Source organism: Belnapia sp. F-4-1 (assembly GCF_000802185.1).
GTDB lineage: Bacteria > Pseudomonadota > Alphaproteobacteria > Acetobacterales > Acetobacteraceae > Belnapia.
In genome coordinates this window covers 3,284,880-3,307,625 of the sequence record NZ_KN676113.1, presented here as the reverse complement: position 1 = coordinate 3,307,625, position 22,746 = coordinate 3,284,880, and the positions used below count along the sequence as shown (strand labels likewise).

26 protein-coding genes are annotated in these 22,746 nt (G+C 70.0%); 16 read left to right on the top strand and 10 right to left on the bottom strand.

Annotated elements, in window-relative coordinates; all coding sequences use genetic code 11:
• Positions 1 to 6: 6 nt before the first annotated feature.
• The 4 genes from ccoP to ccoN are packed head-to-tail and all read right to left on the bottom strand — an operon-like array spanning position 7 to position 3,239.
• Positions 7 to 861, bottom strand: coding sequence for a cytochrome-c oxidase, cbb3-type subunit III (ccoP, locus tag LH62_RS15625; RefSeq protein WP_043362787.1), 855 nt, complete (start codon positions 859 to 861; stop codon positions 7 to 9).
• 11 nt (positions 862 to 872) lie between these two features.
• Positions 873 to 1,028 (bottom strand): cbb3-type cytochrome c oxidase subunit 3, encoded by a 156-nt coding sequence (locus tag LH62_RS29355; RefSeq protein ID WP_082012595.1) that lies wholly within the window; start codon positions 1,026 to 1,028, stop codon positions 873 to 875.
• Positions 1,029 to 1,038: 10 nt separating this feature from the next.
• Positions 1,039 to 1,767: a cytochrome-c oxidase, cbb3-type subunit II gene (gene ccoO / locus LH62_RS15620; RefSeq protein WP_043362777.1), complete on the bottom strand. Its 729-nt coding sequence runs from the start codon at positions 1,765 to 1,767 to the stop codon at positions 1,039 to 1,041.
• Between the two features lie 14 nt (positions 1,768 to 1,781).
• Positions 1,782 to 3,239, bottom strand: a complete 1,458-nt coding sequence (gene ccoN, locus LH62_RS15615) for a cytochrome-c oxidase, cbb3-type subunit I (protein WP_043362775.1) — start codon at positions 3,237 to 3,239, stop codon at positions 1,782 to 1,784.
• Between the two features lie 148 nt (positions 3,240 to 3,387).
• Between ccoN and LH62_RS15610 the strand changes: the two genes are divergently transcribed.
• Positions 3,388 to 4,149, top strand: coding sequence for a DUF2189 domain-containing protein (locus tag LH62_RS15610; protein WP_144404503.1), 762 nt, complete (start codon positions 3,388 to 3,390; stop codon positions 4,147 to 4,149).
• Here the strand turns inward: LH62_RS15610 and LH62_RS15605 are convergent.
• Entirely contained in the window at positions 4,146 to 4,859 is a 714-nt protein-coding gene (locus LH62_RS15605) for a sulfite exporter TauE/SafE family protein (protein ID WP_082012859.1), read from the bottom strand. The two genes, LH62_RS15610 and LH62_RS15605, sit on opposite strands and share 4 nt — an antisense overlap.
• Positions 4,860 to 4,987: 128 nt before the next feature.
• Here LH62_RS15605 and LH62_RS15600 point away from each other — a divergent pair, with 128 nt between their 5' ends.
• The 7 genes from LH62_RS15600 (at position 4,988) to LH62_RS15570 (ending at position 10,948) form a co-directional block, all read left to right on the top strand.
• Positions 4,988 to 5,962 (top strand): glycosyltransferase family A protein, encoded by a 975-nt coding sequence (locus tag LH62_RS15600; RefSeq protein ID WP_052214555.1) that lies wholly within the window; start codon positions 4,988 to 4,990, stop codon positions 5,960 to 5,962.
• A 485-nt stretch (positions 5,963 to 6,447) separates the two neighbouring features.
• Entirely contained in the window at positions 6,448 to 6,582 is a 135-nt protein-coding gene (locus LH62_RS32400) for a hypothetical protein (RefSeq protein WP_255359997.1), read from the top strand.
• Positions 6,579 to 7,391 (top strand): ABC transporter permease, encoded by an 813-nt coding sequence (locus tag LH62_RS15590; RefSeq protein ID WP_052214554.1) that lies wholly within the window; start codon positions 6,579 to 6,581, stop codon positions 7,389 to 7,391. Before LH62_RS32400 ends, LH62_RS15590 begins: the two co-directional genes overlap by 4 nt.
• Positions 7,392 to 7,394: 3 nt before the next feature.
• The gene (locus LH62_RS15585; RefSeq protein WP_043362767.1) at positions 7,395 to 8,042 is read left to right on the top strand and encodes an ABC transporter ATP-binding protein; all 648 of its coding nucleotides are present in this window, start codon (positions 7,395 to 7,397) and stop codon (positions 8,040 to 8,042) included.
• Entirely contained in the window at positions 7,999 to 9,015 is a 1,017-nt protein-coding gene (locus tag LH62_RS15580; RefSeq protein ID WP_052214553.1) for a hypothetical protein, read from the top strand. The genes LH62_RS15585 and LH62_RS15580 overlap by 44 nt, the downstream gene beginning before the upstream one ends.
• Before the next feature lie 151 nt (positions 9,016 to 9,166).
• Positions 9,167 to 9,403 (top strand): hypothetical protein, encoded by a 237-nt coding sequence (locus LH62_RS32030; RefSeq protein ID WP_043362765.1) that lies wholly within the window; start codon positions 9,167 to 9,169, stop codon positions 9,401 to 9,403.
• A complete protein-coding gene (locus tag LH62_RS15570) occupies positions 9,404 to 10,948 on the top strand; it encodes a polysaccharide biosynthesis/export family protein (RefSeq protein ID WP_052214551.1) in 1,545 nt (514 codons plus the stop codon).
• Between the two features lie 53 nt (positions 10,949 to 11,001).
• Here LH62_RS15570 and LH62_RS28470 read toward each other — a convergent pair whose 3' ends face one another.
• Positions 11,002 to 13,044, bottom strand: coding sequence for a glycosyltransferase family 1 protein (locus LH62_RS28470; protein WP_052214550.1), 2,043 nt, complete (start codon positions 13,042 to 13,044; stop codon positions 11,002 to 11,004).
• A gap of 26 nt (positions 13,045 to 13,070) precedes the next feature.
• A complete protein-coding gene (locus tag LH62_RS15560) occupies positions 13,071 to 13,250 on the bottom strand; it encodes a hypothetical protein (protein WP_043362762.1) in 180 nt (59 codons plus the stop codon).
• A gap of 413 nt (positions 13,251 to 13,663) precedes the next feature.
• Here LH62_RS15560 and LH62_RS15550 point away from each other — a divergent pair, with 413 nt between their 5' ends.
• Both LH62_RS15550 and LH62_RS15545 read left to right on the top strand, forming a co-directional pair.
• Entirely contained in the window at positions 13,664 to 15,043 is a 1,380-nt protein-coding gene (locus tag LH62_RS15550) for a glycosyltransferase family 1 protein (protein WP_043362756.1), read from the top strand.
• Between the two features lie 172 nt (positions 15,044 to 15,215).
• A complete protein-coding gene (locus tag LH62_RS15545; RefSeq protein WP_052214549.1) occupies positions 15,216 to 15,650 on the top strand; it encodes a response regulator in 435 nt (144 codons plus the stop codon).
• Positions 15,651 to 15,663: 13 nt separating this feature from the next.
• On the opposite strand, the gene LH62_RS15540 is transcribed toward LH62_RS15545, so the two are convergent.
• Both LH62_RS15540 and LH62_RS28465 read right to left on the bottom strand, forming a co-directional pair.
• A complete protein-coding gene (locus tag LH62_RS15540; RefSeq protein ID WP_043362754.1) occupies positions 15,664 to 16,125 on the bottom strand; it encodes a CYTH domain-containing protein in 462 nt (153 codons plus the stop codon).
• Between the two features lie 46 nt (positions 16,126 to 16,171).
• Complete coding sequence (locus LH62_RS28465) at positions 16,172 to 16,699, bottom strand: BON domain-containing protein (protein WP_052214548.1); 528 nt, start codon at positions 16,697 to 16,699, stop codon at positions 16,172 to 16,174.
• A gap of 78 nt (positions 16,700 to 16,777) precedes the next feature.
• Between LH62_RS28465 and fdhD the strand changes: the two genes are divergently transcribed.
• The 6 genes from fdhD to LH62_RS15510 are packed head-to-tail and all read left to right on the top strand — an operon-like array spanning position 16,778 to position 21,144.
• Positions 16,778 to 17,650, top strand: a complete 873-nt coding sequence (fdhD, locus tag LH62_RS15530; protein WP_043362752.1) for a formate dehydrogenase accessory sulfurtransferase FdhD — start codon at positions 16,778 to 16,780, stop codon at positions 17,648 to 17,650.
• Positions 17,643 to 18,302 (top strand): molybdenum cofactor guanylyltransferase MobA, encoded by a 660-nt coding sequence (gene mobA, locus LH62_RS15525; RefSeq protein ID WP_052214547.1) that lies wholly within the window; start codon positions 17,643 to 17,645, stop codon positions 18,300 to 18,302. The genes fdhD and mobA overlap by 8 nt, the downstream gene beginning before the upstream one ends.
• Positions 18,299 to 18,424 carry a hypothetical protein gene (locus tag LH62_RS32395; RefSeq protein ID WP_255359996.1) on the top strand — a complete coding sequence of 42 codons (126 nt, stop codon included), beginning with the start codon at positions 18,299 to 18,301 and terminating at the stop codon, positions 18,422 to 18,424. The genes mobA and LH62_RS32395 overlap by 4 nt, the downstream gene beginning before the upstream one ends.
• A gap of 56 nt (positions 18,425 to 18,480) precedes the next feature.
• The gene (locus LH62_RS15520; RefSeq protein WP_043365913.1) at positions 18,481 to 18,909 is read left to right on the top strand and encodes a GFA family protein; all 429 of its coding nucleotides are present in this window, start codon (positions 18,481 to 18,483) and stop codon (positions 18,907 to 18,909) included.
• 13 nt (positions 18,910 to 18,922) lie between these two features.
• Positions 18,923 to 20,206 carry a fumarylacetoacetase gene (gene fahA / locus LH62_RS15515; protein ID WP_043362738.1) on the top strand — a complete coding sequence of 428 codons (1,284 nt, stop codon included), beginning with the start codon at positions 18,923 to 18,925 and terminating at the stop codon, positions 20,204 to 20,206.
• The gene (locus LH62_RS15510) at positions 20,203 to 21,144 is read left to right on the top strand and encodes a tripartite tricarboxylate transporter substrate binding protein (protein ID WP_052214546.1); all 942 of its coding nucleotides are present in this window, start codon (positions 20,203 to 20,205) and stop codon (positions 21,142 to 21,144) included. The genes fahA and LH62_RS15510 overlap by 4 nt, the downstream gene beginning before the upstream one ends.
• 3 nt (positions 21,145 to 21,147) lie before the next feature.
• Here LH62_RS15510 and LH62_RS15505 read toward each other — a convergent pair whose 3' ends face one another.
• The gene (locus tag LH62_RS15505; protein WP_043362735.1) at positions 21,148 to 22,626 is read right to left on the bottom strand and encodes a PAS domain-containing methyl-accepting chemotaxis protein; all 1,479 of its coding nucleotides are present in this window, start codon (positions 22,624 to 22,626) and stop codon (positions 21,148 to 21,150) included.
• Positions 22,627 to 22,746: the final 120 nt, after the last annotated feature.

Genomic DNA, 22,746 nt, shown 5'->3' with positions numbered 1-22,746 from the left:
GGTCCCCTACTGCTCCCCGCCGCCGAGCGCGTGGACGTAGACGGTGAGCATGTTGATCATCGCCGCGTCGAGCCTGCCTTCCCAGGCGGGCATCACGCCGGCGCGGGAGTAGGCGATGCTGCGCGTCACCGAGGCCTTGTCGCCGCCATAGAGCCAGATGCGGTCGTTCAGCCGGGGGGCGCCGACCTGCCGGTTGCCTTCGCCGCGCTCTCCATGGCAGGCGGCGCAGTTATCGGCGAAGAGCGCGGCGCCCGCCGGATTGGCCGGGCCGGCGCCGGAGAGCGAGATGACGTGCTCGGCGAGGTCGCCGATCTGCGGCATGGTCAGCCCGGCTTGCAGGAAGGCGGGCATGGCAGTGCCGCGCGCCTCGGCAGCCTCGCCGTTGCGGACGCCGTGGCGGATGGTCGTGCGGATATCCTCGAGGCTGCCGCCATAGATCCAGTCGTCATCGGCGAGGCTCGGAAAGCCGCCCGGCGCGCCCTGCCCGCCCGCGCCATGGCAGCCGGCGCAGCTATTGGCGAAGGCGATGCGGCCGCCGGCCAGCGCGAAGGTGCGCAGCTCGGGCTCGGCGGCGATCGCCTCCGGCGTCGCGGCGCGGATGCGCGCCAGCATCGGCTCCGCCTTGGCCTGCTCGGTCGCCATCACCGCGGCCAGGTCGCCGCGCGCGGTGTTGCCGAGCAGCCCGCGGACGAAGGGAAGCGCCGGGTAGAACACCATCCAGACCAGCGCGAAGGCGATGCAGGCATAGAAGGTGTAGAGCCACCAGGAGGGCATCGGGTTGTCGAGTTCCCGGATGCCGTCCCATTCATGGCCGGTGGTGGCGACGCCGGTGACGGCATCGGTCTCGGTCTGCTTTGCCATGGTCCTGGCTTTCAGAGCTGACTGTCGCGGAGCGGGATGCTGGCGTGCCGATTGGCGGCCTCGCGGCTGCCGGGGCGCAGCACCCAGGCCAGGATCCCGGTGAAGAGGAGCACGAACCAGACCACCCAGATGGTGGAAAGGATCTCGTGCAGGCGCTGGATGTCCATCAGGCGCTCCTCAGGGCTGGCGCAGCTGGTCGGGCGTCACGTCCGAGAAGCGGACGAGGGTACCGAGCATCTGCAGATAGGCGACCAGCGCATCCATCTCCGTCACCACCTTCGGGTCGGCGTCGAAGGCCGCCTGGCGGGCATTCGGGTAGCGGCGGCTGAAGCCGGAGGCATCGGCCTCGGGCGTTGCCTGGGCGGCGAGGTCGTTCGCCGCCTCGGCGATCATTTCGTCGCTGTAGGGCACGCCGACGGCGCGCTGGGCGCGGAGATGGGCGCGGATCGCCTCGGCATCGAGCGGCCGGTCGAGGAAGGCGTAGGGCGGCATCACCGAGGCCGGCACGAGGTCGCGCGGGCTGCGGAGATGGGCGGCATGCCAGTCATCCGAGTAGCGGCCGCCGACGCGGGCGAGGTCCGGCCCGGTGCGCTTGCTGCCCCACTGGAAGGGATGGTCGTACATGCTCTCGGCCGCGAGGCTGTAATGGCCGTAGCGCTCCGCCTCGTCGCGGAAGGGGCGGACCATCTGGCTGTGGCAGAGGTAGCAGCCCTCGCGCACATAGATGTTGCGGCCCATCAGCTCGAGCGGGGTGTAGGGGCGGATGCCCTGCACGCGCTCGATCGTGGTTTCGACGAGGAAGAGCGGGACGATCTGCACCAGGCCGCCGATGGCGACCGTCAGCAGGGTGAGCACGCCGAGAAGGATGAGGTTCTTCTCGATCAGCGCATGGGTGAAGCGTTTCATGGCGCGGCCCCTCCTTACTCGGCGGCCATCGGCAGGGCGGCGGGGAGCGCGGCCGGCGCTTCCTCCTCCCTCGCCGTCACGGTGCGGTAGATGTTCCAGGCCATGATGAGTGCGCCGCTCAGGTAGAGCAGGCCGCCCAGCATGCGGATGACGTAGTAGGGATGCATCGCGGCGACGGTCTCGACGAAGGCGTATTGCAGGAAGCCGTGCTCGTCATAGGCGCGCCACATCAGGCCCTGCATGATGCCGCTGACCCACATGGCGGTGATGTAGAGGACGATGCCGAGGGTCGCGACCCAGAAGTGCCAGGAGACCAGGCGCTCCGAGTAGAGCTTCTTGTTCCACAGCACGGGGATCAGCCAGTAGAGCGCGCCGAAGATGATGAAGCCGTTCCAGCCGAGCGCGCCGCTGTGGACGTGGCCGATGGTCCAGTCGGTGTAGTGCGAAAGGCTGTTCACCGCGCGGATCGACATCACCGGCCCCTCAAAGGTGGCCATGGCGTAGAAGCCGACGGCGGTGACGGAGAAGCGCAGGCCTGGGTCGGTGCGCAGCTTGTCCCAGGCGCCGGAGAGCGTCATCAGCCCGTTGATCATGCCGCCCCAGGAGGGCATCCACAGCATGATCGAGAACACCATGCCGAGGGTCTGCGCCCAGTCCGGCAACGCGGTGTAGTGCAGGTGGTGCGGCCCGGCCCAGATGTAGAGGAAGATCAGCGACCAGAAATGCACGATGGAGAGCCGGTAGGAATAGACTGGCCGCCCCGCCTGCTTCGGGATGAAGTAGTACATCATCCCGAGGAAGCCAGCGGTCAGGAAGAAGCCCACCGCGTTGTGGCCGTACCACCACTGGATCATCGCATCCTGCACGCCGGAGGCGACGCCATAGGACTTGCCGATGCCACCGCCGACCGGCAGCGCCAGGTTGTTGACGATGTGCAGCATGGCGACGGTGATGATGAAGGCGAGCAGGAACCAGTTCGCCACGTAGATATGGGGCTCGCGGCGCTTGAGGATCGTGCCGCCGAAGGCGACCAGGTAGGCGACCCAGACGAGCGTCAGCCAGATGTCCACATACCACTCGGGCTCGGCGTATTCCTTGCCCTGCGTCACGCCGAACAGGTAGCCGACGGCGGCCGTCACGATGAAGAACTGGTAGCCCCAGAACAGGAACCAGCCCATCTCCTCACCGCCGAACAGCCGGGCGCGGCAGGTGCGCTGGACGATGAACAAGCTCGTCCCGATCAGCGCGTTGCCGCCGAAGGCGAAGATTACCGCGCTGGTGTGCAGCGGGCGGAGCCGCCCGAAGGTGGTCCATTCGAGGTCGAGGTTGAGCAGGGGGAAGGCGAGCTGCGCGGCGATCACCACGCCGGCGAGGAAGCCCGCGATGCCCCAGAACACCGTGGCGATGGCGAAGGCGCGGACCGGCGCCTCGACATCAAGCTCGGTGGGGGCGGGGGCGGCAAGCGCTGCCATGCGACACATCTCCGGGCCGGGGCGGTCGATGAGTCCCCGGCATTGACGCAAACTCGCCCGATCCAGGCGCCGCGTCCTTGATCCCGATCAAGGTCCCGGGGCGGCATCCATGCTTAGGCTCGGGCAGGACGCGGTTGAGGATGGAAGAATGCCGATCGAAGCGCTCAATGCCCCGCTGCGGAGCCGTGTGCGCCGCGTGGCGAGCGACCGGCCCTGGGTGTGGATCACCCTCGGCTGGCGGGACATGATGGCGCACCGGGCCATCAGCCTCGGCGCCGCCCTCGCCCTCTTCGGCTGGCTGCTGTCGCTGCTGCTGTTCGAGGCCGGGGCGCCATGGGCTATCCTGCCGGCGACGGCGGGCTTCTTCATCCTAGCCCCGCTGCTGGCCGCGCCGCTCTACGAGGTGTCGCGCCGCGCCGAGCAGGGCCAGGCGACGACGCTGGCGGAAGCGATGCGGGCCTTCCGGCCGCAGATCGCCATGATGGGCGTGCTGCTGCTCATTATCCACCTGTTCTGGGTGCGCGTCGCGGGGTTGCTCTTCGCGCTCTTCTTCGGCGGCGTGGCGCTGCCCTCGCTCGCGCAGCTGCCGATGGCGATGCTGCAGTCGGAGGCGCTGCTGCCCTTCCTTGTCACCGGCACGGGCTTCGGCTGCCTGTTGGCGGCGGGCAGCTTCGCCCTCACCGCCGTGTCGCTGCCGATGCTGATCGACCGCGACATCGCCTGGCTGGAGGCGGTGACGATCAGCGTCCAGGCGGTGATGGAGAACAGCCGCGCCATGGCGCTCTGGGCCGGGCTGATCGTGCTGTTCACCGGGCTGGCGCTGGTTCCATTCTTCCTTGGCCTTGTCGTGGCCATGCCGCTGATCGGGCACGCGACCTGGCATGCCTACCGGGACCTGGTCGTCCGTTAAGCCAGCCGCAAGGCGAGAGCCAGCAGCACCAGGGCGTTGAAGCCGTGGAGCAGCGGCGCGGCCCGACGCAGCAGCGGCTCCGCCCGCCGGCGGAAGAAGCGGCCGAGCAGGGCGAGCGCCACCAGCGCCGGCGCGGTGCCGGCCGCGAAGGCCAGCATGGCCAGGGCCCCGGCCAGCGCGCTGCCGCTCGCCGCGGCCGCCGCCAGCGCCGCATAGAGCAGCCCGCAGGGCAGGGCCGAGAGCATGAGGCCGAGCAGGAAGGCGCGGCTGGTTCCCGGCCCCTCCAGCAGCGGGCCGAGCCGCGGCGCGATCAGCCCACCGAATCCGCCGCGCGGCAGCCGCGCCGCGAGCGCCGGCACCGCCTGGGCCAGCATCGCCAGCCCCGCCAGGCCAAGCAGCAGGGGCGGCACCAGCCCGAGCCCCGGCAGACGCGCCGCTAGGGCCGAGCCCCCCCCCACCACGGCGCCGAGCGCTGCATAGCCCAGCCCGCGCCCGAGGTGATAGGGCAGCAGCAGCGCCCCGGAGAGCCGTGCCAGCCGCCCGCCGCCATGGCTGCCGCCCATTGCCATCTGCGCCAGCACGAAGGGCCCGCACATCGCCGCGCAATGGCTGGCGCCGCCGGCGAGGCCGGTGAGGAAGAGGGCGCCCATCAGCGCCGGCAGGCCGTCCGGGCCGAGGGCGTCGAGGGCGTGGAGACAGGATGCCAGCATGATCTCAGCCTGGGCCTTCGGCCGGCACCTGTCCTTGATCGGGATCAGTCCCTGGCCGGAGGACACAAGGGCGAGACTCCGCGCAGGCGTGATCCCCGCGCCGCGCCGTCCCGTGCCACGCGGTCAGCATGATGCGTGACCTCGCCACCCCTGCCCCCGCCGTCTCCATCCTGACGCCAGCCTTCGACGTCGCCCGCTATGTCGGTGCGGCGGTGGACAGTGCGCTCGCCCAGAGCTTTCCCGATTGGGAGATGCTGGTGGTCGATGACGGCTCCCGCGACGGCACGGCGGAGGTGGTGGCGGCGCGCGAGGACAAGCGCATCCGCCTGATCCGGCAGGAGAATGCCGGCGTCTCCGCCGCCCGCAGCCGGGCCATGGCCGAGGCACGGGGCGAAGCGGTGCTCTTCCTCGATGCCGATGACTGGCTCGCACCCGATGCGCTGGAGCGGCTGATGGTCGCCCTCGCCTCGGTGCCGGCCGCCATCGCCGCCCATGGCGCCTATGCGGTGATGGCCGAGGCGGCCAGGCCCGGCGACCCGCCGCTGCGCCTGAAGGGCGCCCCCGGCCTCTCCGGCGACCTGCTGGACCGGCTCCTGGTGCAGAACCTGTTCGTCAATGGAGGCCACCTGCTGGTCCGGCGCGAGGCGATCCAGGCGGCCGGACCCTTCCTGCCGCATCTCCGCTATGGCGAGGATTGGGAATACTGGATCCGCCTCGCCCTGCAGGGGCCTTTCGTTGCGGTGGAGGATGCGGAGCCGGTGCTTTTCGTCCGCGAGCGCCAGGGCAGCGCCTACCGGCGCATGGCGCGCGACCCGTCCGCCTTTACTCCGGCCATGGCGGCGATCTATGCCAACCCGCTGCTGGCGGAACGGCTCGGCCCGCAACGCCTGGCGCAGATGCGGCGGCGGGCGGAGGCCGAGAATGCCTGGATCGTCGGGCGGGAGCTGATCCGTCATGGCGACCGCGCGGCAGGGCTTGGGCGGCTGCGCGCCTCAGTGGCGGCGGCGCCCTCACCGAAGCGGGCTTTGCTGCTCGCCGCCGCCCATGCGCTGCCGCTGCTGCCGCGACCGCTGCACGGGCCTTTCGTCGCCTATCCGGGCTGATCGAGGCTCAGCCTTCCAGCGCCATTCGGAATCGGAGGCGTCGCACCAGCCGGTCCGCCAACGGCGGCGGCATCAGGGTTGACCGCATCTCAACAGGTTGACCGATCTGCGCGCTGGCCGCGGCAGGCCCCTCCGGCCGCCCATCCGGCCTTGTGCCGCCATCGATGCCGGCATTGGCGGCGATTGCTTCGATTTGCGCCGCCGCCTCGCGCACGTCGAGCGCGGCAGGCCCCCGCCGTCTCCTTGAGGCTTGCCACGCCCCGCGCGATCAGCCCCAGCTGCCGCCCCGGCCGCGCCAGCGCTGCACGAGCCTGCGCGATGCCCCGCTGATGACGGCATGGGTGATGCTTGCCTCGGCGGATATAGGTATCGTACTGTTTTCGTAACGTATAGTCGGGATGGTGGCGGAATGTCGGGCTTCGGTTAAGGCATCGTTTACAAACCCAAGGCTATAGGGGTGCGCCGGCCCGCCTGTCGCAGGAAGAATGCTTGTCCTTGGATGCCGCGAGGTGCTGGTCGGCTCCGGCCTGGGCGAGCGGGCCCGGCTGGTCTGCGGCGCCGAGGGCCAGTGGGCCGAGGCCCGGCCGCTACTTCGGGGCGGCGGCCTGCAACGCCCGTGAGCGGCGCCGCCCTGCCCGCGCCAGCCCGGCGCGGCACCCGGATGGGCGATGCCCTCGCCTGCCAGCTGCGCGTCATCGGCGCCTTGCTGCTGCGCGAGCTCAACACGCGGTTCGGCCGCGACAATCTCGGCTATCTCTGGCTCTTCGTGGAGCCGGCGCTGCTCGGCGGCGCGCTCGGCACCCTCCACTACTTCATCGCCCATGCCATGCCGGGCGGGCTGAACCCCTTCGAGTTCTGGGTGATCGCCTACATCCCCTTCTACCTGCTGCGCGGCGTAATCAACCGGGCACCCTTCGGCATTCCGTCCAACCAGTCACTGCTCTACCACCGCAACGTCACGATCCTCGACATCCTGCTGGCGCGGAACCTGCTTGAGGGTGCCGCGGTGCTCGGTGCGCTAGTCGTCTTTCTCGTTTTCTTCGGAATCGCCTTCGGCCACTGGCCGACCGACCCGTTCAAGATGCTCTTCGGCATGGTGCTGATGCTGCTGCTCTCGCACGGCGTCTCACTATTGGTCTCGGCCGGCGCCGTCTACACCGAGTTGTTCGAGCGGCTGGTCCATCTCGTCACCTACCTTTCCATGCCGCTGCTCGGTGCCTTCTGGATGGTGTTCTGGCTGCCCTATGACGCGCAGCGCCTCGCCCTCTGGATTCCGAGCGTCCATATCTTCAAGCTGATCCGCGACGGGCATTTCGGCGGCGCCGTGCCGACGACCTACGATATCGGCTATGTTTGCGCCTGGATCGCCGGCACCAACCTGCTCGGCATGGCGGCCATCCGCCGCGCCCGGCGCGACCTCGTGCTCTAGCCGATGATCCGCCTGCACGGCCTTCACAAGGCCTACAAAACCCATCTCGGGCCGCGGCCCGTGCTGCGCGGCATCGACGCCACCTTCCGGCCCGGCGAGAAGGTCGGCATCCTCGGCCGCAACGGCGCCGGCAAGACCACCCTGCTCCGCCTCATCGCCGGCGTCGAATACCCGACCAGCGGCAAGGTCGAGCGGCAGATGAGCGTCTCCTGGCCGCTCGGCTTCGCGGGTGCGATGCACTACAGTATCACCGGCGCCGACAATGCCCGCTTCATCGCCCGCATCTACGGCAAGCCGATCCAGGAGACGGTGGATTTCGTCGAGGATTTCTCCGAGCTCGGCGAATACTACCGCCTGCCGGTCAGGACATACTCTTCCGGCATGATCATGCGGCTCGGCTTCGCCCTGTCGCTCGCGGTCGATTTCGAATGCTACCTGGTGGACGAGGTGATCGCCGTCGGCGATTCCCGCTTCGGCGAGCGCTGCCGCAAGGCGCTGGCCGAACGCCAGGAAAGGAGCACCCTGCTCCTTGTCTCCCACCAGGCGGAAACGGTGCGGGCCTTCTGCACCACGGCCGCGGTCCTCAACGATGGTAGGCTGACCCGATATGACGATCTGGACCAGGCGATCGCCGTCTACCAAACTGTCTGACGCCGCCGCGCCGATCGACGGCACCGGCTGGTCCGGCCCCGTTGCGCGGCCGTCCCTCGGCGCCCGACTGCGCCGCTGGGCGAAGCGCCATGCCTACGGCCTCACCGTCATCCTGCCGACGGCGCTCGCCGGCACCTACCTGCTCGGCATCGCCGCCCCGCAATACGACAGCGAGGCGCGCTACCTGATCCGCGGACGCACTGCCGGGGCCCCGAGCATGGGCGGGCTCGGCGACATGATGTCCGGCGGCGGCCTCCGCCCCTCGGCCGAGGATGCGATGGGCATCCGGGACTACCTGCACTCCCATGACGCCGTCGCCTCGCTGCGCCGGAAGCTGCCGCTGGTCGACATCTTCCGCCGCCCCGAGGCCGACCCTGTCGCCCGCCTCTGGTGGGAGGAGCCGAATGCCGAGCGGCTGCTCGACTACGTCCGCCGCATGGTGACGGTCGAGTGCGACACGACCAGCGGCATTACCGCCCTGCACGTCCGCAGCTTCCGCGCCGAGGACTCGCGCGACATCGCCACCGCCCTGCTCGACCTCTCGGAGGCCATGGTCAACCGGCTGAATGAGCGCCTGCAGCAGGACAGCCTGCGCGTCGCCCGCGAGGAGCTGGTGCGGGCCGAGGCCCGGCTCACCGCCACCCAGCTCGCCATGAGCCAGTTCCGCGAGCGCGAGCGCGCCGTGGACCCGACCCGCTCCGCCGCCGTCGCCGCGGAAACCATCGGCAAGCTCGAATCCGCCCTCGCCCAGGCCCGTGCCGAGCTGGCCGAGGCCCAGCGCTTTGCCCGTGCCGACAACCCGCGCCTCACCACGCTCCGCAACCGCGTCGAGGCGCTGAATGCCCAGGCCCGCGAGGAACGGGAGCGCGTCAGCGTCGGCGAGTACGAGCGGCTGAACCTGGAGCGGGAGCTGGCCCGAGCCCAGCTTACCTCCGCCACCGCCTCCATCGAGAAGGCGCGGGTCGATGCCTAGCGCCAGCAGCTCTTCCTGCTACGCGTCGTCGAGCCGAACCTAGCGGAATATGCCCGCTACCCGAAGGCGACCCTCACCGTGCTCTACATCTTCCTCTCCCTTTCCGTCGCCTATGGGCTGGCCTGGCTGCTGGTCGCCGGGATGCGCTAACATGCGGCCTGATCGGATGCGCCCTGCCCTTCTCGCCGCCCTGCTCGCAAGCCTGCCGGCCGCGGCGCAGACCCCGCTGCAGGCCTGGCAGTCGAGCCAGCAACAGCAACTGCTGAACCAGTCGAATGCCAGCCTCGCCGCGCAGAACCGGGCCGGCATGGCGGCGCCGAGCAGCGGCGTGGTGCAGACCTTGCCGAACCTGCTGGGCTCGGAGCGCGTCGTCTCCCGTCCGGGCTAGGTGACTGAGTCGGAGGGCGGCCCGGTTGCCATCGGCCCGCTCGGAGACGGCCAGCGTGGCGCCGGCGTCACAGCCGTCTTCGGCGCCAGCCTCTTCACCCGGGAGGCGACCGCCGTCTCCGGCGCGCCCAACCCGAATTACGTCATCGTTCCCGGCGATCGCGTCTCCCTCCGCGTCTGGGGCGCCGTCGAGGCGGAGGCGGTGGGCGTCGTCGATCCTTCCGGCAATCTCTTTCTGCCGAATATCGGCCCGATCCGCGTCGCCGGCACCCGTGCGGGTGACATCCAGCGCGTGGTCGAGAGCGAGGTGCGGAAGGTCTACACCAGCCAGGTCCAGGTCTATGCCGTGCTGCTGTCCACGCAGCGCATCGGCGTCTTCGTCACCGGCTTCGTCCGCACCCCCGGCCGCTTCGGCGGCTCGGCGGCGGACAGCGTGATCGACTTCCTGGTCCGCGCCGGCGGTGTCGATCCCGGCCGCGGCTCCTACCGCGAGATCAGCATCCAGCGCGGCGGACGCAGCGTCGCCAATGTCGATCTCTACCGCTTCCTGATGGAAGGCACCCTGCCGCAGGTGCGGGTGCAGGAGGGCGACACCATCGTCGTCGCCCGCCAGCGCGCCGTGGTCGGCGCCGATGGCGCGGTGCGCAACAACTACTTCTTCGAGGTGCCCGGCCGCGCCATGACGGGGCGGGAGCTGATCGACTATGCCCGGCCCCTCCCCTCCGCCACCAATGCCGTGGTCCGTGGCAGCCGCAGCGGCCAGCCCTTCTCGCGCTATGCGACGCTGGCCGAGCTCGCCGGCCAGGTCCTGGCGGACCAGGACACCGTCACCTTCATCACCGACAGCCCGGCGCGGACGGTGCGCGTCAGCGTCGAGGGTAGCCGGATCGGCCCCTCGGTGCTGGTGGCCGAGCGCGACACCCAGCTCTGCCAGCTGCTCGACCACATCGCGGTGGACCCGGTGCTGGCCGATACCCGCTCCGTCTTGCTCCTCCGCCCCTCGGTCGCCCAGCAGCAGCGCCGCGCGATCGACGAGGCGCTTGATCGGCTCGAGCGGCAGCTCTTCCTCGCGGTCTCGCCGACCACCGGCGTCGCCGCGATCCGGGCGAGCGAGGCCAATCTCGTCTCCTCCTATATCCAGCGCGCGCGGCGCACCCAGCCGGAAGGCCGCGTCGTCGTCACCGACCGCGACGGCCGCTGCGCGCCGATCCGGCTGGAGGATGGCGATGTGATCGTCATCCCCGAGCGTTCGCAGACGGTGCTGGTGGCCGGCGAGGTCACGGCGCCGCATGCGGTCATCTGGCGGCAGGAGATGCGGCTCCGGGATTACGTCCGCGCCGCCGGCGGCTTCACCCCGCGCGGCAGCGAGGGTTCGATCATGATCCGCCGTGCCAGCGGCGAGCTCGTGCTGGACCCGCAGGAGGGCCCACGCCCGGGTGATGAGCTGATCGTCCTGCCCAGGCTCGATCCCAAGGCCTTCCAGATCGGCAGCGACCTGCTTGGCCTGCTCTACCAGATCGCCGTCTCGACCCGCATCTTCCTCTGAGCGGAGAGGGCTGACGAAAAACCCCTCCCGGGAGAGCGCCCGGGAGGGGTTTTTCATACCCGCGCGGCGAAGCCTGCCTCAGACGGCGACCATCCGCGGCAGCGTCGCGCGCTCCAGATAGTCGAGCCGCGCCACGACATCATCTCGCCGGCAGGCCCTGAGGCTGCGCAGGCCGATGGCGACCTGCCGCCCGTCCGGCAGCGTGACGCCGTGGTCGGACTCGATCTCCACCTCGATCTCGCCGCCGCGACCGCTTCGATTTCGAGCATGCAGAACAGCGCTTCGCCCGCCGCAGCGGCTACCTCGCGGAAGGCTCCCGGCGCGCCACCCCGCATCCCGGCTCGGATGCGGAAGGCCATGGCCTCCGGCGGCGCCACCAGTTCGAGATAGATCCGCAGCCGGCCGGCCTCGGCCTCCGCCTCCAGCGGCAGGCGCAGCAGGCTCTGCCCCGGGCTGGTCCAGACGCCCCAATCTTCCAGCCGATGCCAGGCTTCGCCCTCGCGCAGCACATCGGCGGTCGCCATGGCGAGGCTCGGCTCCGGCCCGGGCAGCAGGCGCAGCGCATGCACCTCGCCCAGGCGGCAGGCCAGGCGCTCCCGCGGCGGGGGCAGGCGCGTGCGCCCTGCCTCGCGGACCAGGGACTGAAGCTGGGCCGCGACCTCCGCCCAGCGCCGCGGCGGCGGAGCTTCGGCCAGCGCCGCCTCGCGCTCCGCCCGGAAGCCCGGCTCGAAGATCAGCTGCTCCAGCTTCGCCACCAGATCGGGCTCGCTCTGCGGAGTGAAATAGACGGCGCAATCCCGCCCCGCCTCGCGCAGCGAGGAGTGGTTCGGCACGAGCGGCACCTTCCGGGCTGCGAGGCTCTCCGTCACCGGCAGCCCCCAGCCTTCGTAGAAGCTGTTGTAGAGGGTGAAGAGGCAGCCGCGGTAGAGCGCGCCCAGTTCGCTGTCCGGCACGCCGTGCAGCAGATGCACCTTGGCCCGGAGCGCAGGCGAGTTGCGGTGGAGCTGCAGCGCCGCCTCGGCCAGCCAGCCCTGCTTGCCGACGCAGACGAGGTCCGGCACGGCCTCCGCCCCGTGCCGCCGCACCAGGCTGAGCCAGGCGTTGAAGGCGAGCAGGTGGTTCTTCCGCGATTCGATGGTGCCGACGAAGAGCACGTAGGGCCGGCCCGAGCGCAGCAGCGGCGGCAGGGCGCCCCCACCGGCCAGCGGATCGGCGGCGTCCAGCGGGACGGTGAAGGTGGGAATCTCGAGGCCCGGCAGCAGCCGCCGCTGCGCCCGCCGGAAATCCGCTCGCGTGCATTCGGAGTTGGCCAGCACCGCATCGGCATGCAGGCAGACCGAGGCGAACCAACGCGCGAATTCATCAACCAGTCCGCTCGAGCAATGCTCAGGCACCAGCAGGGGTATGCAGTCGTGGATGAAGGGGATGTAGCGCAGGCCGGAGCGCGCCAGGGCTTGGCGCACGACCCGCAGGTAGTCGGGAATCCACCAGGAGCTGCCGAGATTGACTAGGCTGGCCCCGGCGGGCGCCTCAAGCGGCCCGGCCTCCCGCAACGTCGCCTCGACCTCCCGCAGAGCCGCCTGCCAGGCCGGGTCCTCGACCGCGCTGCCTTCATGCGATAGCGCCGCGAGGCGCAGGAACAGCGCCGGCGCCAGCGGCTTCCACGTGCCGAGGCGAGCATCGAAGCCGACGATGGCGACGCCGCCCGGATCCGCTGCCGCCAGTGCCTCGCGGATGATGTTGAGCTGCACCCGTTGGATGTCGGTCGGGGCGCGGTTGTGCCGGAAATAATCGAGCAGGTCGGAGGCGTCGTAGAGCACCGACCCTGCGCCGGCCGGCATGTCCACCGGCACCACCGCCTGCGGCGCCACTGCGACCGGCGCCACTGCGACCGGCGCCTCAGCCTCCATCGGCTCTGCATGGAGTGCCATCAGCTCGGTCCGTGCGGCGTCACTGGCCGGGTCGAGAGTCAGTGTCCTGGCATATTCCTCAAGCGCTTCCTCCTGCCGGCCGAGCAGCTTGAACGCATGGCCGATCTGGAGATGGATGTCGGCATCCCCGGAGCACTGCCGCTCCGCCTCGCGGTAAGCGAGCAAGGCCGCGTGCGGATCCCCAGCATCCTTCAGGCAATGGCCGTACTGGACGCGGATCGGCCAGTCCCCGGGCGCAGGCGCAGGACGGCGGCGTAGGTGGTAGCGGCTTCGGCCCAGGCGCGGCTGTCGCGCAGGGCATCGGCCTGGCCAAGGATGTCGTCTGGGTCGGTCGCGGTGCCGGCAACACCGCTCCAGGCTACGATATCCACCCGAAGGCTCCCACCGCTTGCTCAAATCAGCCTACGGTTACCCGCTGCTGCGGGAGCGGTATCTCCTATTGGCGGCTTTCGCTCAAGAGAATGCGAGCAACAGAACGAAGATGGGCGACGTCAGCAACAGGACGGCGCTTGCGCGCAACAAGAGAACCGCGACATCCACCATCCCGACAGCCACCGCGCTGCGCAACGGGAGGGCGGCGTCAGCGGCCGCGAGGCCAATAACCCTTCCCGAGGACTGTGCCACATCAGGCTCCCGAACCAGCTGCGCGATAAGATACCCCACTTCAACGCGCCAAAAGGGATATCAGAGGGGAGATGAAGGTTTCGGAAATGCCAGGTCCCTTTATTCCTCTTCAACTTTCTGTGCATGTCGAAACCATGCCTCCGACCCGCAAGGCTTCCGCATGACATCCAAGCCCCAGCCCCGCCTCTTCCTCGACGGCTACAACCTCGCCCTCGGCCAAGGCACCGGAGTCGCTACCTATGCGCGCAACCTCAGCCTGGCCATGGGCGCGCTCGGCGCTGAGGTCGGCGTACTTTACGGCACTCGCGCCGCCCCCTCGCTCAACCCGCTGATTCGCGGGATCGCCTTCTTCGACGAGCGCGTCGGCGCCCCGCCGAAATGGCTGGTCGCCCTGCGCCGGGCGAAGCGCATGCTGCGCGCGCCCTTCGGTGAGGTGGCCGTGCCGGTGCCGATCACCGGGCAGGTCATCGCCACGACCTTCCGCGACCGGCTGCCGCATTTCGACGAGATCTGGAACACCCAGGACCTGTTCCAGCAAGCCCATGCGCATTTCCGCATCTTCGGCCGCGAATTGCGGGTGGCGATTCCTGACCGGCCGCAGCTGATGCACTGGATCTATCCGCTGCCGCTGCGTGCCCAGGGCGCACGCAACATCTACACGATGCACGACCTGGTGCCGCTGCATCTGCCCTACACCAGCCTCGACAACAAGCGCCGCTACTTCCGCCTGAACCGCCGCCTCGGTCAGCACGCCGACCATATCGTCACCGTCTCCGAAGCCTCGAAGCGGGACATCGTCAACCTCCTCGGGGTGCCGGAGGAGCGCATCACCAACACCTACCAGGCCGTCGATATTCCCCGTAAGTTCTCCGAGGTGCCGATGCATCAGGTGGCTGCCGAGGTGCAGGGCAGCTTCGGCCTCGAGGCCGGCAGCTACTGGCTCTTTTTCGGCGCCATCGAGCCCAAGAAAAATGTCGGACGGATGATCCAGGCCTTCCTCGCCAGCGGGGTCGAGGGCCCGCTCGTCATCGTCGGCAAGAAGGCCTGGAAGTCGGAGGAGGAGCTCCAGCTGATGTTCGACGACCACATCCGCTACCTGGTGCAGGAGGGCATGACGCTCCGCACCCCGCACAAGGTCATTCTGCTCGACTACGCCCCCTTCCGCCTGCTGGTGAACCTGATCCGTGGCGCGCAGGCAGTGCTCTTCCCCTCCCTCTACGAGGGCTTCGGCCTGCCCGCCCTCGAAGCGATGCTGTTGGGTACGCCGGTCATCACCTCGAACACCGCCTCCATGCCGGAGGTGGTGGGCGATGCCGCCCTGACCATAGACCCCTACGACATCTCGGCGCTGGTCCAGGCGATCCAGGCCATGGACCGGGACGAGCTGTTGCGTGCCCGCCTAGCCCAGGCCGGCCCAGACCGTGCCGCCCTGTTCAGCGCGGAGCGCTATGCCGACCGCCTTGCCGATCTCTACACGCGGCTCGGCGTCCCGCCAGCCAACGTGGAGCCACGGGCGAAGGAGTACCGGATGGCGGTCTGACCGCTTTCCCTACGCGTTGGCCGCTTGTCGTGGGTCCATCACATCCGAAGCTGAACTGGCGACCTCAACGGAACTTGAAGCCGCCGTCAGCGAGCTTGCTCTATATCACCGGTAGGCGTTCCGTCATCCCGGCTTCCATGCCAGGTTGAAACGTCGGTGAAACGAGGCGGCGATGGATCAGGCGCTGGAAGCACGCAACGGGATACGCGTCCTGGTGGCGGAGGATGAACCCCTCGCCGCCATGGTCGTCGAGGATGTCCTGACCGAACTCGGCTATGACGTGCTCCTCGCCTCGGATGGCGAGGAGGCCCTGCGCCTGGCGGAGGTCCATGGCTTCGACGTGCTGGTTACCGACCTGGCCATGCCGCGGATGACGGGGTGGGAGCTGATCCCCCGCCTCCGCACCCAGCGCCCGGACCTGCCCGTGGTGGTGATGACCGGCTTCCTCCCCTCCAACGGGCGAGAGGTCCTGCTTTCGGGCCAGACCGGCCCGCTCGCCCTGGTGCTGAAGCCTTTCGAGATCAATCACCTGGTACGGGCCATCGAGAAGGTCATGGATGGCCGCCTCCGGGCGAAGCCGCAGCCGGCTCTGCTGTCCATGTACTGAGGCAAGGGGGCGATCAGGCAGGCGGGCCGGGGGCGCGGGAGAGGGCGGCGTTCTGGTAGCGCGGGTCGTCGGTGACCTCATCACCAAGCCAGCCGGGGCGGTCGAAAGCTTGGTCGGCACTCGCCAGCTCGATCTCCACGAGGACGAGCCCCGCGAGGTGGCCGGCGAACTCGTCGATCTCCCAGGTCAGCCCGTCGCGGGCTATGCGATGCCGGGTCTTGTCGATGATCGGGGGCGCGCAGAGCGAGGCGAGCATCGCCTCCGCATCTTCGGGCGGGATCGGGTACTCGAACTCGGCGCGGGCGAGCAGCCCGGGCCCCTTGATGGTCAGGAAGGCCAACTCGCCGGCCTGGCGGATGCGCACCACCGGCGTGCCGGCATGGAGGTAGCCCTGGCGAAGGCGCGTGCCCGGGCCTGCCTCGGCGCGCCAGGCCTCGGAGGTGACCAGGAATTTGCGTTCGATCTCGGTGCCCATGCCCGTTCTTAGGGCATGGGACGACGAACGCTAAGTGGATTGGCGATCAGGCCGGCGGGATGCGGATCACCATGCCCGGGCCGGGCAGGCTGCCGCCGAGGATCGGGGCATTGGCGTCCAGCAGGCGGCGCTCGTCGCCGTTGAGGTGCCGGGCGGCGAGCGTCGCCAGGGTTTCGCCAGGCTGCATGGTATGGAAGAGGCTGCGGCCGGGGCCGAAGCGGGTGCCGGTTTCGATTTGCGCCTGGTGGATGGCGGTTTCCGCGGCTTCCGTGCTGGCGGCACCGGCCGGAAGCTTGGCGAAGGCGCCGAGGCTGTCGAGAAGGCCGGGCGTATGGGCCGGGGTCATCTTGTCCTCGACCCGGGCGACGCCTTGGAGGTTGCCGACGGCCAGCACCAGCAGTTCGGCAGCCTCGCCATCCGCGACCTGGCCCTCGAGCGTGACGCGGTCGCCCTGGCGCGCGACGCGGATGCCCTGATGCGGCAGGCCGATGCGGTCGAGATGGGAGGTGATCGCCTCGGCCGCAGTGCCCGGGGCGGGCAGGCCGGCCTCGGCCGGGAATTCATAGCTGGGCATCGGTCTCTCCTTCGGACCGGCAACGTATGGGAGGCAGGGCGGGTTGCGCCGGCGGCCAGGGCCCCTCACCTTCCGGCCATGGAACCGCCGCTTCTCGTCCAGCCCGATCCCGCCGATCCGCGCCTCACCCGCCGCGTCGCGGGCACCGACCAGACCGGGGCGCGGGTCGAGGCGAGCGTCACCGTGGAACGGCCGCTGACGCTCTTTCTGAACGGGCAGGAGATCGTCACCATGATGACGATCCTCGACCGCCCGGAGGATCTGGCGCTCGGCTACCTGCTGAACCAGGGGATGCTGCGGCGGGACGACGTGGTGCAGGGCGTCGAGTATGACGAGGATCTCGGCGTGGTTGTCGTGCGCACGGAGCGGCGCACCGACTACGAGGAGAAGCTGAAGAAGAAGACGCTGACCAGCGGTTGCGCCCAGGGTACCGCCTTCGGCGACCTGCTCGAGGATTTCGCCGCGCGGCGGCTGCCGCCGGCGGAGCTGCGCACTTCCTGGCTCTACCGGCTGCTGCACCGGATCAACACGCTGCCGACGCTCTACCTGGAAGCCGGCGCCATCCATGGCTGCGCGCTCTGCGAGCGGGACCGGCCGCTGGTCTATATGGAGGATGTCGGCCGGCACAACGCGGTGGATAAGATCGCGGGCTGGATGTTCCGCGCCGGCTGCGCGCCGGAGGACAAGATCTTCTACACGACCGGGCGCCTCACCTCGGAGATGGTCATCAAGGCGGTGCGGATGGGCATCCCCATCCTCGTCTCGCGCAGCGGCTTCACCGCCTGGGGGGTGGAGCTGGCGCGGGAGGCGGGCGTGATGCTGATCGGGCGTTGCAAGGGCCGGCGCTTCACCGCCCTCGCGGGGGAGGAGCGGATCGTCTTCGATGCCGACCTTGCCTATGTCGAGGAAGAGAGCGCGAGGCACTGGCGGAAGAACAGCCGGGATGAGTAGCACCGTCGCGGTGGTGCTGGCCGGCGGGCTGGCGCGACGGATGGGGGGTGGCGACAAGCCTCTCCGGCTGCTCGGCGGGCGGCCGTTGCTCGACCATGTGCTGGCGCGTATCCGGCCGCAGGTGGCGGGCCTCGCGCTCAGTGCGAATGGCGACCCGGCGCGCTTCGCCGCCTATGGGCTCCCGGTGGTGGCCGACCCGCTGCCCGACCATCCGGGGCCGCTGGCCGGGGTGCTGGCCGGGCTCGACTGGGCGGCGTCCACGCGGCCTGGGGCCGTCGACGTTCTCTCCGTGCCGGGCGATTGCCCCTTTCTGCCGGGCGACCTGCTCGTGCGGCTGGAGGCGGCGCGGCGGGCAGCGGGGGTGCCGATGGCCTGCGCCGCCTCGGGGGGCTGGACCCATCCGCCGGTGGCGCTCTGGCCGATCGCGCTGCGGGACCAATTGCGTGCGGCGCTGCTGGCCGGCGAGAAGAAGATCGATCGCTGGACGGCGCGCTTCGGCTGCGCCAGTGCGGAATGGCCGGCCGTGTCGGTCGATCCCTTCTTCAACGCCAATGCGCCGGAGGACTTGGCGGAGGCGGAGCGGCTCTTGTCTTCGGCCTCCAGCGGACCCATAGGACCCGCAAGCGCAATCAACCCGGGAGATTCGCCGTGAAAGCCTTCCTCGCCGGCCTCGTCGCGGCCGCCGCCCTCGCCATCGCCGCGGCAGTGGTGCTCGACACCGAGTTCCAGCGCAGCGCCGCCGACCACTTCCAGACCGAGGCGGTGCGGCTTTAGCTTCCCCTCCTCTCACGGGCGCCGCAGGATGCGTGCGCTACATGGGAGGAACGATCATGAACGGTACCTATCACGGGGCCTGCTTCTGCGGCGCCGTCGAGTTGCGGGTCAGCGGGGCGCCGCAAGCGATGGGCTACTGCCACTGCCGCTCCTGCCGGTCCTGGTCGGGCGGGCCGGTCAATTCCTTCACCATCTGGGCACCGGAGGCGGTCGAGGTGGTGAAGGGGGCGGAGCATGTCGCCACCTTCGCCAAAACGGAGATGAGCCACCGGCAGTATTGCCGGCTCTGCGGCGGGCATCTCATGGCGCGGCACCCGCCGCTCAATGCCATCGACGTCTTTGCGGCCACTCTGCCGGAGTTGCCCTTCGCACCGCAGCTGCACGTGAACTATGCCGAGACGGTGCTGCCGATGCGGGACGGGCTGCCGAAGCTGCGCGACTTCCCCAAGGAGTTTGGCGGCTCCGGCGAGATGGTCGCCGAATAGGACGAATGGCGCGATGATGGATGCGACGCATGATCCCGCGCTGCGCTCCTGGGTGGCGGCGTCGGAGGGCACGGAATTCCCGATCCAGAACCTGCCTCTTGGGACCTTCTCCCGGCCGGGGGACATGCCGCGCGCAGGCGTCGCCATTGGTGACCAAGTGCTCGACCTCCGGGCGGCCGGAGAGTTGGGTCTGCTGCCGGAGGATCTCGCCGGGCTGGTGGCGGGGCCGGTGCTCAATCCGCTGATGGCGCGGGGGCGGGCCGCCTCGGCGCGGCTCCGGGCGGCGGTCTCGGCCCTGCTCGCCGCCGGCGGCCGGGGACAGGCGGAGGCCACGCGGCTGCTGGTGCCGATTGCGGAGGCGCGGATGCACCTGCCGGCGGCGGTCGGCAATTTCACCGACTTCATGGTGTCGCGCGACCATTCGGCGCGGCTCGGGGCGCGCAAAAATCCGGCGGCGCCGCTGCCGCCGGCCTTCGCCCATCTGCCGGTCGCCTATCACTCGCGCGCCTCCTCGCTCTCGATCAGCGGGGCGCCGGTGGTCAGGCCGAACGGGCAGCGGGGCGAGGCGGATGGCACCGTCAGCTTCGGCCCGGAACGGCGGCTCGATTTCGAGCTGGAGCTGGCGATCTGGATCGCCGGCGAGAATGCGCTCGGCCGGCCGGTGCCGATGCGGGAGGCTGGCGACCGGCTCTTCGGCTATGGGCTGCTGAACGACTGGTCGGCGCGGGAGATCCAGTTCCTGGAAATGGTCCCGCTCGGTCCCTTCCTCGGCAAGAGCATGGCGACGACGGTCTCGCCCTGGGTGGTGACGGCCGAGGCGCTGGCGCCCTTCGCCGCGGAGCCGGCGGCGCGGCCGGGCGAGGATGGGCCGGTGCCGGCGCATCTGCGGGGCGCGGGGCGGCACGGCCTCGCCATCGCCATGGAAGTCTGGCTGGAGACGGCAGCGATGCGGCGGGCGGGAGATGGGCCGGCGCGGATCACGGCCACCGATTTCGCCGGTATGTACTGGACGCCGGCGCAGATCGTCGCGCATCACGCCTCCAATGGCTGCAACCTGCTGCCGGGCGACCTGCTCGGCAGCGGCACCTGCTCGGGGCCGGAGCCGGGGGCGCGGGCCTGCCTCGCCGAGATCATGCTGGAGGGGCCGCTCACCCTGCCGAATGGGGAAAGGCGCGGCTTCCTCGAGGATGGCGACGCGGTGATCTTCCGGGCGCGGGCGGAGGCGCCGGGGGCGGTGGCCATCGGCTTCGGCGAGTGCCGGGCCGAGGTGGTGCCGGCGCCGGAGTGGCCGCAATGAGGGCGCTGCTGGCGGCGCTCGCCCTGCTGGCCGGATCCGGCGCGGCGTGGGCGGAGTATCCGGAGCGGCCCATCACCATGGTGATGCCCTATTCGCCGGGCGCGGCCGATGTGCTGATCCGGGCGATGGGGGAGCATGTCCAGCGCGCGCTCGGCCAGGCGCTGGTGCCGACGACGCGGGACGGCGCCTCGGGCGTGGTCGGCATGCGGGTGGTCGCGGGGGCGGCGCCGGATGGCTACACCCTCGGCCACACGCCAATGACGGCGATCGTCGTGCAGCCCCACCTGCTGCGCGATGCCGGGATCGGGCCGGAGAGCTTCGAAGGCGTCTGCGGGACGAACGAGAACGTCATCACCGTCGCGGTGCGGGCGGACAGCCCGATCCGCGACCTGCCCGGCCTGGTGGCGGAGGCGCGGCGGCGGCCGCTGAGCTTCGGCAGCCCGGGGCCGAATTCGCTGCCGCAGCTGGCGGTCTGGCGGGTGCAGCGCGCGGCGGGGGTGGAGATGAACCACATCCCCTATCGTGGCGAGGCGCCGCATGTGAACGACACGCTGGCCGGGCGGATCGACTTCTCGGCGGCCATCGTCAGCTCGGTTGCCGAGCTGGTGCGGGCGGGGCGGATGCGGATGCTCGCGGTCTTCTCGGAGAACCGGCATCCGGGCTTCCCCGAGGTGCCGACGGCGCGCGAGCAGGGGATCGACGCGCTGCAATTCTCCCAGGTCGGCATCTATGCGCCGCGGGGGACGCCGGCGCCGGTGCTCGACCGGCTGGAGGCCGCCTGCCGCTCTGCGCTCGACGAGCCGGCGGTGCAGCGGGTGCTGGCGAGCAGCGCCAGCCCGGTGCGCTTCCTGCCGCGGCAGGCGCTGACGCAGATGATCCGGGAGGAACACGCCAATTACGGGCGGATCCTGCGGGAGCTCGGCGTGGAGCCACAATAAGGGTCAGCGCACCAACACCTGCGCCGCCTGCTTGGTCTTGCCGACGGCAGCGCTGGCCTCCTGCACTGCATCGGTGATCTCGCCCATGCTGTCGGAGACGCTCGACACGGTCTCCGTCGCGTTGCGCATGGTCTCGGCCATGCTGCGTGTCACGGCATTCTGCTCCTCGACCGCGGCGGCAGTCAGGGTGACGCTGTCGAGCACCGTCGCCACCGCCTCGCGGATGGCCTCCAGCGCGCCGGCGACGCTGGTGGAGGTGGACTGGATGCCGTCGATCTCGGCCGAGATCTGCTCGGTCGCCTTGGCGGCCTGGACGGCGAGGTTCTTCACCTCGCTCGCCACCACGGCAAAGCCCTTGCCGGCCTCGCCGGCGCGGGCGGCCTCGATCGTCGCATTGAGCGCGAGGAGGTTGATCTGGCTGGCGATGGTGCGGATCAGCCCGACGATGCCGCCCATGGCCTGCGCCGCCTGGGCAAGGCTGCCGGTGGTTTCGGCCAGGCTTGCGGTCTGGTCCGAAGCGCGTTCGGTGGCGGCGCGGGAGCGGGTCATGCTTTCGGCGATTTCGTTGATGGAGGCTGCAAGCTGCTCCACGCCGCCGGCTGCCAAGCTGACCTCCTCGGCGGTACGGCCGGCGGCACTGGTGGCGGTACGGGCGCTGTCGGTCGAGCGCGCGATGGCGTTGTCGATCTCGGCGAAGTTGCGGTCGATGAGCAGTTTGAGGTCGGCGAGGAGGCGCATCTGCACGGTGATGTCGGTGGCGAATTTCACCACCTTCGCTACCTTGCCATGGATATCGAGGATCGGGTTATAGGCCCCCTCGATCCAGACCTCGCGCCCGTCCTTGCCGACGCGGCGGAATTGCGCCGCCACATACTCGCCGGCGCGGAGCTTCCCCCAGAAGGCAATGTAGTCGGGGCTGTCGCGCAGCGCCGGCTCGACGAACATGCTGTGGTGGCGTCCGCACACCTCCTCCAGCGTGTAGCCCATGGCGCGAAGGAAGTTCTCGTTGGCGTTGAGGATGGTGCCGTCGACGCTCAATTCGACGACTGCCTGGGAGCGGCCGAGCGCCGTCATCTGCCCGGCATAATCGAGGTTGAGCAGGCGCTCCCGCGCATCGGCCCACTCGACCACGAATCCGATGCGCGTCCCGCCATCGAAGAGCGGCGTGACCAGCAGGTCGAGCACGCGGGAGCCGACGCGGATGGTGGCGGCATGGGGCTTGTCCAGCGCGGCGAGCATGCGGCGCTGGTGGCCGGGATTGCGGTGGAATACGTCGATGTTGCTGCCGATCAGCTGGTCGACGCGGAAGCGGGGGAGTTCCTTGCGCAGATCGGCCTCCGCCTCCCGTATCAGCGCCATGACCGCCGGATTCATATAGACAATGGTGAGATCCTGGTCGGCGACCATGACATTGGCCCGCAGGGCGTCGAGTGCCGCGATCTGGGTGGCGAGCTCGCGCGAGCGGCGGAAGGGATGGCGCATCGGCTGATCCTGGTTACAACAATCAACCATCGCCGAGTTTCGTTACGAAATCCTTGCATTCTTCGTTGCGCTGGCGCGGGCGCTGCGCTTCCGGCATGGTCGCAGGGCCATGGACGGACT

Bases quoted from the DNA above. Each gene is read 5' to 3' on its own strand.
- ccoP (WP_043362787.1), bottom strand. From the start codon at position 861: ATGGCAAAGCAGACCGAGACCGATGCCGTCACCGGCGTCGCCACCACC.
- LH62_RS29355 (WP_082012595.1), bottom strand. From the start codon at position 1,028: ATGGACATCCAGCGCCTGCACGAGATCCTTTCCACCATCTGGGTGGTC.
- ccoO (WP_043362777.1), bottom strand. From the start codon at position 1,767: ATGAAACGCTTCACCCATGCGCTGATCGAGAAGAACCTCATCCTTCTC.
- ccoN (WP_043362775.1), bottom strand. From the start codon at position 3,239: ATGGCAGCGCTTGCCGCCCCCGCCCCCACCGAGCTTGATGTCGAGGCG.
- LH62_RS15610 (WP_144404503.1), top strand. From the start codon at position 3,388: ATGCCGATCGAAGCGCTCAATGCCCCGCTGCGGAGCCGTGTGCGCCGC.
- LH62_RS15605 (WP_082012859.1), bottom strand. From the start codon at position 4,859: ATGCTGGCATCCTGTCTCCACGCCCTCGACGCCCTCGGCCCGGACGGC.
- LH62_RS15600 (WP_052214555.1), top strand. From the start codon at position 4,988: ATGATGCGTGACCTCGCCACCCCTGCCCCCGCCGTCTCCATCCTGACG.
- LH62_RS32400 (WP_255359997.1), top strand. From the start codon at position 6,448: ATGCTTGTCCTTGGATGCCGCGAGGTGCTGGTCGGCTCCGGCCTGGGC.
- LH62_RS15585 (WP_043362767.1), top strand. From the start codon at position 7,395: ATGATCCGCCTGCACGGCCTTCACAAGGCCTACAAAACCCATCTCGGG.
- LH62_RS15580 (WP_052214553.1), top strand. From the start codon at position 7,999: ATGACGATCTGGACCAGGCGATCGCCGTCTACCAAACTGTCTGACGCC.
- LH62_RS32030 (WP_043362765.1), top strand. From the start codon at position 9,167: ATGCGGCCTGATCGGATGCGCCCTGCCCTTCTCGCCGCCCTGCTCGCA.
- LH62_RS15550 (WP_043362756.1), top strand. From the start codon at position 13,664: ATGACATCCAAGCCCCAGCCCCGCCTCTTCCTCGACGGCTACAACCTC.
- LH62_RS15545 (WP_052214549.1), top strand. From the start codon at position 15,216: ATGGATCAGGCGCTGGAAGCACGCAACGGGATACGCGTCCTGGTGGCG.
- LH62_RS15540 (WP_043362754.1), bottom strand. From the start codon at position 16,125: ATGGGCACCGAGATCGAACGCAAATTCCTGGTCACCTCCGAGGCCTGG.
- LH62_RS28465 (WP_052214548.1), bottom strand. From the start codon at position 16,699: ATGCCCAGCTATGAATTCCCGGCCGAGGCCGGCCTGCCCGCCCCGGGC.
- fdhD (WP_043362752.1), top strand. From the start codon at position 16,778: ATGGAACCGCCGCTTCTCGTCCAGCCCGATCCCGCCGATCCGCGCCTC.
- mobA (WP_052214547.1), top strand. From the start codon at position 17,643: ATGAGTAGCACCGTCGCGGTGGTGCTGGCCGGCGGGCTGGCGCGACGG.
- LH62_RS15520 (WP_043365913.1), top strand. From the start codon at position 18,481: ATGAACGGTACCTATCACGGGGCCTGCTTCTGCGGCGCCGTCGAGTTG.
- fahA (WP_043362738.1), top strand. From the start codon at position 18,923: ATGATGGATGCGACGCATGATCCCGCGCTGCGCTCCTGGGTGGCGGCG.
- LH62_RS15510 (WP_052214546.1), top strand. From the start codon at position 20,203: ATGAGGGCGCTGCTGGCGGCGCTCGCCCTGCTGGCCGGATCCGGCGCG.
- LH62_RS15505 (WP_043362735.1), bottom strand. From the start codon at position 22,626: ATGCGCCATCCCTTCCGCCGCTCGCGCGAGCTCGCCACCCAGATCGCG.